8 protein-coding genes are annotated in these 8,400 nt (G+C 31.2%); 1 reads left to right on the forward strand and 7 read right to left on the reverse strand.

Translation table 11 applies throughout. The annotated features are described in order from the left end of the window. Positions 1–76 precede the first annotated feature (76 nt). From A9G42_RS04260 to A9G42_RS04285, 5 genes are all read right to left on the reverse strand, one after another. On the reverse strand, positions 77–1,267 hold the full coding sequence (locus A9G42_RS04260) for an ABC transporter permease (protein ID WP_065583117.1): 1,191 nt from the start codon (positions 1,265–1,267) through the stop codon (positions 77–79). Further along, positions 1,264–2,424, reverse strand: a complete 1,161-nt coding sequence (locus A9G42_RS04265) for an ABC transporter permease (RefSeq protein ID WP_065583118.1) — start codon at positions 2,422–2,424, stop codon at positions 1,264–1,266. The genes A9G42_RS04260 and A9G42_RS04265 overlap by 4 nt, the downstream gene beginning before the upstream one ends. A 41-nt stretch (positions 2,425–2,465) precedes the next feature. Then, positions 2,466–3,443, reverse strand: a complete 978-nt coding sequence (locus tag A9G42_RS04270) for an HlyD family secretion protein (protein ID WP_065652734.1) — start codon at positions 3,441–3,443, stop codon at positions 2,466–2,468. 366 nt (positions 3,444–3,809) lie between these two features. Further along, positions 3,810–4,112, reverse strand: a complete 303-nt coding sequence (locus tag A9G42_RS04275) for a hypothetical protein (protein ID WP_065652735.1) — start codon at positions 4,110–4,112, stop codon at positions 3,810–3,812. A 673-nt stretch (positions 4,113–4,785) separates the two neighbouring features. Next, positions 4,786–5,145, reverse strand: a complete 360-nt coding sequence (locus A9G42_RS04285) for a hypothetical protein (RefSeq protein WP_065652736.1) — start codon at positions 5,143–5,145, stop codon at positions 4,786–4,788. 612 nt (positions 5,146–5,757) lie between these two features. Here A9G42_RS04285 and A9G42_RS04290 point away from each other — a divergent pair. Next, positions 5,758–6,219 (forward strand): STY0301 family protein, encoded by a 462-nt coding sequence (locus A9G42_RS04290; protein ID WP_065652737.1) that lies wholly within the window; start codon positions 5,758–5,760, stop codon positions 6,217–6,219. A gap of 130 nt (positions 6,220–6,349) precedes the next feature. On the opposite strand, the gene A9G42_RS04295 is transcribed toward A9G42_RS04290, so the two are convergent. Both A9G42_RS04295 and A9G42_RS13810 read right to left on the reverse strand, forming a co-directional pair. Next, the gene (locus A9G42_RS04295; protein WP_065652738.1) at positions 6,350–7,345 is read right to left on the reverse strand and encodes a phage integrase; all 996 of its coding nucleotides are present in this window, start codon (positions 7,343–7,345) and stop codon (positions 6,350–6,352) included. 2 nt (positions 7,346–7,347) lie between these two features. Next, positions 7,348–8,400 (reverse strand): hypothetical protein (locus A9G42_RS13810; protein WP_179854594.1); only part of this gene is annotated, 1,053 nt, incomplete at its 5' end.

Genomic DNA, 8,400 nt, shown 5'->3' on the forward strand with positions numbered 1-8,400 from the left:
AATAAAAATAAAAAATAGTTAAATCAATTTTGTTAATACATTGAATAAATATTATAAAACGGATATATAACAGTATTTAGCTTTCTTTACTAGCATTTGCTATCATTGCCTTTTGCACGTACCGCTTTTCTAAAATAAAAGCGATACCAAAATAGACAATAGTTAATATCCACAAATGCCAATATTGCTGGCTAAATTCAGAAAAGCTTGCGCCCATTTGGTTAATTTTTACCGAACCGACTATAGCGGGTACTGCAGGAAATATATCACCAATCAAATGAAATAAAGGGGGCATTAATTCTTTAGGCCAAGAAATCCCCGTAGTAAAAAATACAATCATACTTGATGGTAAAATTAAGCAAAATACATCGCTCACCGTATGGATAAAATGTGATAAAACTTTACCTAATGATGCGGTAGCCAAAATAAAGGGGATAATAAACGATAAAGAAACAAAAAGATGACTTAGGCGAGGTAAGTCATACCAATAGTTTGCAACTACGGTATAAATAATAAAATAAATCAAATAAAGTATTAAGTAAGTGAATAGTTTACCTAAAAGTAGTAATAGTGCAGAAGATGCTGCATCCTTCTGCTTGTGAATGAAAGCCATTTCAAAATGAGAATTTTTACTAAATAGCCGACATAATGTACTACCAATAAGTAATGTTTGATTTAAAATCAAAATAAAAGCTGCTGGAATGATATAGGTTGCATAGCCTGATTGAGGATTAAATAGGCTAATTAACTGAGTATTGAAAGGTGAAACATTATTAGTTGCTACTGCTGGATCGACGCCTTGTGCTATTTTACGTAAAATTGAAATCTTAGCACCAAAATTACTGGAAACAGTGTTAATTGCAGTTGCGACATTACTATAAATTAAAATATAGCTTGCATCACCATAATAGGAAATAGGACTAGCTTTTCCCTCTAAGATATGTTGCTCAAAACGATAAGGTATCAGTAATACCCCATAGATTTTACGTTCTTCTATAAGCTTTTTAGCAGTCTCTAAATCCTCAATATGCAAGTCTATTTTAATCGATTTATTGGCATCGATTTGCCTTACTAACTCTCGACTATAGTTAGTATTATCTTGGTCGATAACTGCAATAGGTACGTCACGTATAGCTTCATTCAAATAAGGTTGTGGATAAAAGAAGAAATAGATAAATATCCCAACAAACATGACGCTAAGTATTGCCTTGGTTTGGAAAATACGTTTTAATTCATCGTAGGAAATTAATAATAAAGATTTAATCATATTAACCGCCTACGTATCTTTCGTAGCACAAGAGTAATAAGAATTGACATCACGCTAAATTGGACAAATAAATAAACAAATGGTTCTAATGAAGTAATAAAATTTGGTTTTCTTAATGTTTGATCAAGCCGAATTTGTATATACCATGTTACAGGTAATAAAGCCCCCCAAATATAAGCAAAAGCATTCATTGAAATACGGGGGAATATAAGCCCTGTAAACCCAAAACAAGGAGATGCAAGTAAACTTGCACCGCCATAAGCTTGTGCTAATGTTGAACCAACTAGACCAAAAAAAATCCCATACAGGCATGCCGTTAAAATAAACCCCATACTACCAAGCTGAAGTAATACAAAATGCCCATTTAGTGGTAAATTAAAGTAATTAATTAACACCGTGTCAAATAGAATAAGACAAAATAAAAAATAGATAAAATAGGGAAAGATACGCCCCAATAAAAAGATAAAAATATTATGATTAGCTAATTTTAACGTTTGCTGATAGCTTGTTACAGAAAAACGATCGCGAGTGATACTTGTGACCATTACCATCATCATAATAATCTGAAGTATAGTAGGAATCAACCCACTAATTAATGTGTATAAATAATTTAATGTTGGATTATATAAAGGATGTAAACTAACTGGCACTGATTGCATTTGGCCTTGCGCAACTGATGAAGCAACCCCTTTTTCTAATAACTCTTGCAATACTATTTGACTATTAGCTGCTTTCAATGCAGAGCTCATCGACCGAAAAATAATAGTGCCAGCAGACATATACTGATTATTATAAAAAGCCACTACTTCTGGCTGATGACCTGCTATAAGATCTTTTTCAAACTTTGGCTGAATAAAAAGCACAGCATAAACATCACCTTTGATCAAAGCATGTTTGGCTGAAAAAAGATCTTGATAACGTTTAGTCACCTGTAACTGTGGCGAAGCAGCAACTTGTTGAATTAATAAGCGTGATGATTTAGTTGTATCTTGATCAACAACAGCGATAGGTACCTGAGTAATAACACCTGCATTATACATGTAAAGAAATAAAAAAATAAGTAATAAAGGATAGATCAAAATCAATAAAAATAAAAAACGTTGTTTAATTAATTTGTTGATTTCCCATCTCATCACTTGTAATAATGAGTTAGACATTAATGTCGTTTCCTTTGTGTAAAATCTCCATATAAATTATGTCAGTGAGATTGCCACTTTGTTGTGACACTCATTCCTGGGCGCAGACCTAGTACCTTATTTATTGGTTTTGCACGCATTTCAAAAGTTTTTAGGTCAAAGTCACCCGTCGCTTTAGTCGCTTGCCAATTCGCATATTGACCTAATGCATTTAACACGGTTATTCTAACATCAACAACTTGATTATTTAATGCAGGTACTTTTACCTGAAACGTATCCCCAACTTTAATATTTCCCAGCAAATCTTCTCGAATATTAAAGGTAAACCAAATATCGTTTAGATCAATAATAGAATAAAGCGGAGTACCTGGACTGTATAATTGCCCTGTTTCAGCGACTCGAGTTGTAACCTGACCGTTAATTGGAGAAACTAAAGTTAATTCATTAACATCAGCTTTTACTTGCGTCAATGCTGCTTTTGATTGTTCAACTTGCACATCGGCTAATTTTTTCTGTTCTACACTACTACCGTTTTCGGCTAATGCTAAGTTAGCTTTAGCAGCTTCATAAGCTTTAATGGCCGCTTGATATTGATTAAAGGACTCATCATAACTTTGCTTTGAAACAGTTCCATTTCTGGCTAAGCGATTAATTCGTTCATAGCTAGTTTGAGCTAAATCTAAATCCGATTTCGCTTTATCTAACTGTGCCTTTTGCACATCAATTGTTTCTGGTCTAGTACTATAAGTATTATCTCGACTTGCCATTGCTACTTTTAATTGGGCTTCAGATGTCGCTAACTGTGCTAATAATGCTGGATTTGAAAGATTAAGAAGAATATCGCCCTGTTTAACATTATCCCCTACATCATAATTAAATTGAATAACTCGACCTTGTACTCTAGCCGCCACATCAACACGGTTAGATTCAACCTCACCTTGTAATATAATGATATCAGGTTGATTTACAAAATATATAATCATAACCATGGCAATAACAGCCATGATTGCTACAATCAAAGAAAGACGTTTTTTATGCATAAATTGTGCTTATAAATGATTAGCGAAAAACTAAAATAGAGTTAATAGAGATATAATATAAAGCCAAATATTAAAATACGCAATAAAATGCGACTTTATATGGAACACGGTGTTTTTCATATTTGGAATGATTTTTGAAAATATTTATTCTTAGTGAAGAATGAATCATTAACTTTAAAATTTATTTATTGAAAATAACTTTTAATCATAACACACTAAAAAACTAGCCATCTAAATATAAATGCAACGCTAAGTTTTCGGACAATAATTTGGATATCTAAAGCTTTATTTTAGCTATTTCAACAGTAAAGGTATAGAGCTACATGATAATAACAACACTATTCTATTTACTATTTTTGATTTTGATTAAAAAGGCAAATTTCCTTTTATCGACGAAAATTGCTCAATATTAACACCAAGTGATTTAAAATAATTAACAGCATCAATAATATCAGAGAATTTTTTAATTTGCTCAATGCCATAATCCTCTATAACATCCATCTTGCTTTCAACGATATAAAAAAGGTAAGTGCTATAAAATCCGCTTTTCTTTTTCAATGCGTATTGAAAAAAATAGCACTCTCCGTTTATTTCCTTTATTTCATCACATCCCCTGACGTTACCTTTTTCAATAGCGGAAAGTAAATTTTTAATTAAAATATTATCCATCTAAAAGTACCCAGCAGTTTACTACCCAAAGGTTAGTATTTTGTTATGTTAAGATAAAAGTTTGCTTTATTACATTTTTCAATCTTTAGATTATTGCGAATTCCAGTAAAATTAGTCATCAACTACATATAATCAACCAAATAATGGATCCAAGTAACGTTAGCACAACAATCATTTTTCTTTCAAAATGACTATGAGTTAGTTTGAAACGAAAAGCCTGCATTATAACTAGTATTAGCCCCAAGATTGCCATTACTAGACCTACATTACCAGAGCTATCTTTTGGCAAATTAGTCATGGTATTATCCATTTCTTGCATCCAATCGTATTTGCTAGAACCCATAACTAATAAGATAAAAATGCCAGCTAAGTAAATCACATAGTGTATAATAGCGATAATTTTTCTCATATAAATAAACTTGTAAAGTTGGTTAGAATTAAGTAGAAAGTGACCATAGATTATGGATTACTTTATTTGGATAATGGGATAGATCTTTTTCTCAATTACAAAAACGTTTACTATATTTAATTCTCTACAACTATTATTTATGGTAGAGTCGAAAAACAAAGTTGAGTAGAAAATCGTAATTAAATCTAAAAAGACCATCTTTATCAAATAAATAGTAGATAAAGTAAAGCTGAACGATTTAAACGCCATCCTAAACGTTCATAACTACTTATAACATACTTGACATTGACCAATTACATCAAACACATGATCATAAGTGCTTAAGATATAATGTTCATCACATTCGGTATCAAACACTTTATCAAAGCAAGATTTTTTTACCAGTTGATATTTTGATTCATCAATCATCGTAATAGTTAAACTTTTTATATCTTTGAACTTAAAATAAACTAAAACTTCACCACTTAACCCATTATTTAATTGACAAAAAGATAAATCAAGAGAAGTTACTACCTCTAGTTCCAGAGGATACATATCTAATATGACATTTTTTAGAATAAAGGCATCTCTTCCATATACTTCACCATATAGAGTCTTAATAACCTGATTATTTATTGTTAGCACCTTACTTTTATCCTTGCTTATCCATTTTTTGTTAAAAATTATTAGATATCATACAATTTTTTAAGGATCAGGATAAGGTAAAATCAAAAATGGTTAAACTTTATCTGCAAAAAAAATCACACAGTAATTTAGCCGAAAAATATAATCTGGCACCCTGCGCTTTAGATCACTAAATAAATCAAGCAAAGTGGCTCATTCAACCTACAAATCATCACAACCAGAAGAAAATAAGCTGTTTGCATTACACAAAAAGCTTAAACAGTTGCAAATGGAAAATAGCATCCTAAATGCAAACCAATATCGTTATTCTGGTTACCTTATATAACTACTTAGAGGGCATTAAGAAATTAGGTTCATATTGTCAGGCTATTCTCCTCCTGTAGAATTTAACAAATCGCTTCTCTCTTAATTTTTTGTTTGCAAATGAGTTGCCATTCCAAAATATTGTAAATTTTATCTTACTTGTTCCTATGCTTATGCCCATAACAATTACCATACATAATTATAGAGTTAAATTCTATATGCTTGACAACACTTATAATCTTTGCATAATTGCAGTCTAACATAAAATTAAATGATGATTTATGCCAATATTTTAATAAGGATTTATCAATGAAAAAAATACTAAAGATAGGTGTTGCCTCTTTGGTTTTAATTGGCACTTTGCACACTGCTAATGCCTATGAAATTACTTGCCCAATAGCGGTGAAAGTTAAATCTGCTCAATTTGATATTGATAGTGCTCCTGACGGTTGGGAAGTTTCAGAAAAAAGAAATGAGCGTAAAGTACTTAATGCCGCAGGTATTTATTCCGATAAACCTGTTAAATTAATTCAATTAAAACCTGAAGTAGGTATTATTGATGGCAAAAAATATGAGTCGACTTGGAATGTTAATACCATTTATGATAAAGAGGGTAACTGGATTAGCTGTGGCTATAATAGCGACGAAGTGCAATTAATAAAGAAAATCGATCCATCAATGAAAAGCTGCTGGATGGAATCTTTATTTATTAATGATGTTATTATTGCAATCGCATATAAAATAACGGCTATTACGAGTGATAGATGTTGAATGATGAATGATAATATTATTTGTTTTAAATTAAGTTTTAGTTTTAGTTTTGGCTTACGCTTATTTTTCTTATAATAATTTTCTAATTCAATTTTTTTAAATATATTTAATAATTTCATTCAATTTCCTCTTAGTCATTTAATGGATTCAACCTTACAGCATCCTCAAAGTGATCAGGTGCAAAATGTGCGTAGCGCATGGTCATTTTGATATCGGTGTGGCCGAGGATTTTTTGTAAAACTAAAATGTTTCCACCATTCATCATAAAATGGCTGGCGAAAGTGTGGCGTAATACGTGGGTTAATTGTCGTTCGGGTAGTTCTATTGCTGCACGATCTATTGCTGAGCGGAACGCTGAATAACAGGGGGTAAATAAGCCACCATTCTTTTTGGGAATTTCGTTAAAGAGTTTGTCGCTAATTGGAATGGTACGATTACGTTTGCCTTTGGTGTTAATGTAGGTGATTTTTCCACCTTTAACTTGTGCGCCCTTTAGACTTTCGGCTTCGCTCCACCTTGCTCCTGTTGCTAGGCAAATTTTAACAATAATGGTTAAATCGGTGGCTGTGCTTTGCTCACAAGATAATAGGAGTTCATGAATTTGCTCTTTTGTTAGATAAGCCATTTCTTGCTCATCGGTTTTAAATGGACGTATTCGTTCAAGTGGATTGTTATGTTGCCATTCCCCTAGCCTGATCAACTCATTAAACATTGCTTTAAAATAAGTTAACTCAAGGTTCATGGTTCGAGGGGCAACATTTTTAATGCGATCGGTTCTAAATATCTCACCATCAATGCGTTTTTGACGATAGTTAGTAAACTGTTTGGCCGTGAAATCGGTAGCAAGTGGATGACCTATACAATCATCAGCAAATAACATGGCTTTTAGGCGTTTTTCACCATCTTTAAGCGTTTGCCCATGTAATGAATACCACGTATTAATCAAATCTGATAAACGTCTGCGATCTATCTTTTCACCCAGCCAAGGTTTTTGGTTAGTTTGCTCTTCTAAATAATTTTCGTAAGCTAACGCTTCGCCTTTGGTGGCGAACGTTTTACGAACACGCCGACCACCCTCAAGGTATTTTTCGAATAGCCATTTATTACCATTTCTACGAATTGACATATTTAATTTGACTTGTTAGTAAAAACTTCATTCATTGCTTTTTTTATTTTTTCTTTATCAAATTGAGACATAGACTTCATTTTAATTTTGTCTTTCATTTTCTCTTTAAAAGAATCTAATGCACGCATTTCTTCCTCGTTATTAGAAAGATGTTTGCTACTTAACTGTACTAGATACAACACATAGGTAAGCTGAACACCATTTAATTTACATATACGATTTACAAATAACTTTATATTAATAAACGATAATAAAGGAATATTATAAACATGCTCAGAATTTAATTTATCTTTAGCATATTCATAAGGATTATTAAAAAATTGCTTAGCATTATTTTTAAAAATATTGTTTTTGATCTCATCGATTCTATCGTCTCTTTTCTCAATAAATTTTTTAAATTCGTCAGTATCACTGCTGTGAAAACATAAACCATGTGAAGATATATTCATTAATGGTGATGTATATTGCCTTGAGTTTTGTATTGCATCCACTTTAGGTAGACGATTATCCTTTATATATTTGATAAAATAATCAGCAATACTTTTGTTGCCTTTTATTACCCCGTATTTTCTTAACTCTATAAATATTCCTACAAGATGTGTTATGACATAAATATCATCATAAAAATTAATTTTCAAATTATCCTTAACTTTCTTTAAAGCAGACATGCATTCTTTTCTATTTAAATCAGAAAACCCCCATAATATCTGCCATTCATTTTCAACCTTAGGATTATAAATATTATTTAATTCAACTTTTTCTTGCAAAAGCTTACTATCAATAACTCCATCAAATAATATCTTTTCCCATATTGGGATATCGAGAATAAATGAATTGGTATTTACAGAATAGGTATCTTTTATTTTTTTTATACATTTATCTTGTTGAATAATGGAATCATTTTTTGTAATTTCACCTAATTTTGATTCAATATATAACATTAAAAAAAATCTCAATATTTCATATAAAAATTCTCTTTTTTCTTGTTTTGTGATATCTAAAATTTGAGATGAAAAATCCTGAAAATAACAAAGCGCCATCTTTAATATACGTAA

The sequence above is a fragment of the Gilliamella sp. Nev6-6 genome (assembly GCF_001690605.1).
In the GTDB taxonomy this organism is placed as follows: domain Bacteria; phylum Pseudomonadota; class Gammaproteobacteria; order Enterobacterales; family Orbaceae; genus Gilliamella; species Gilliamella apicola_C.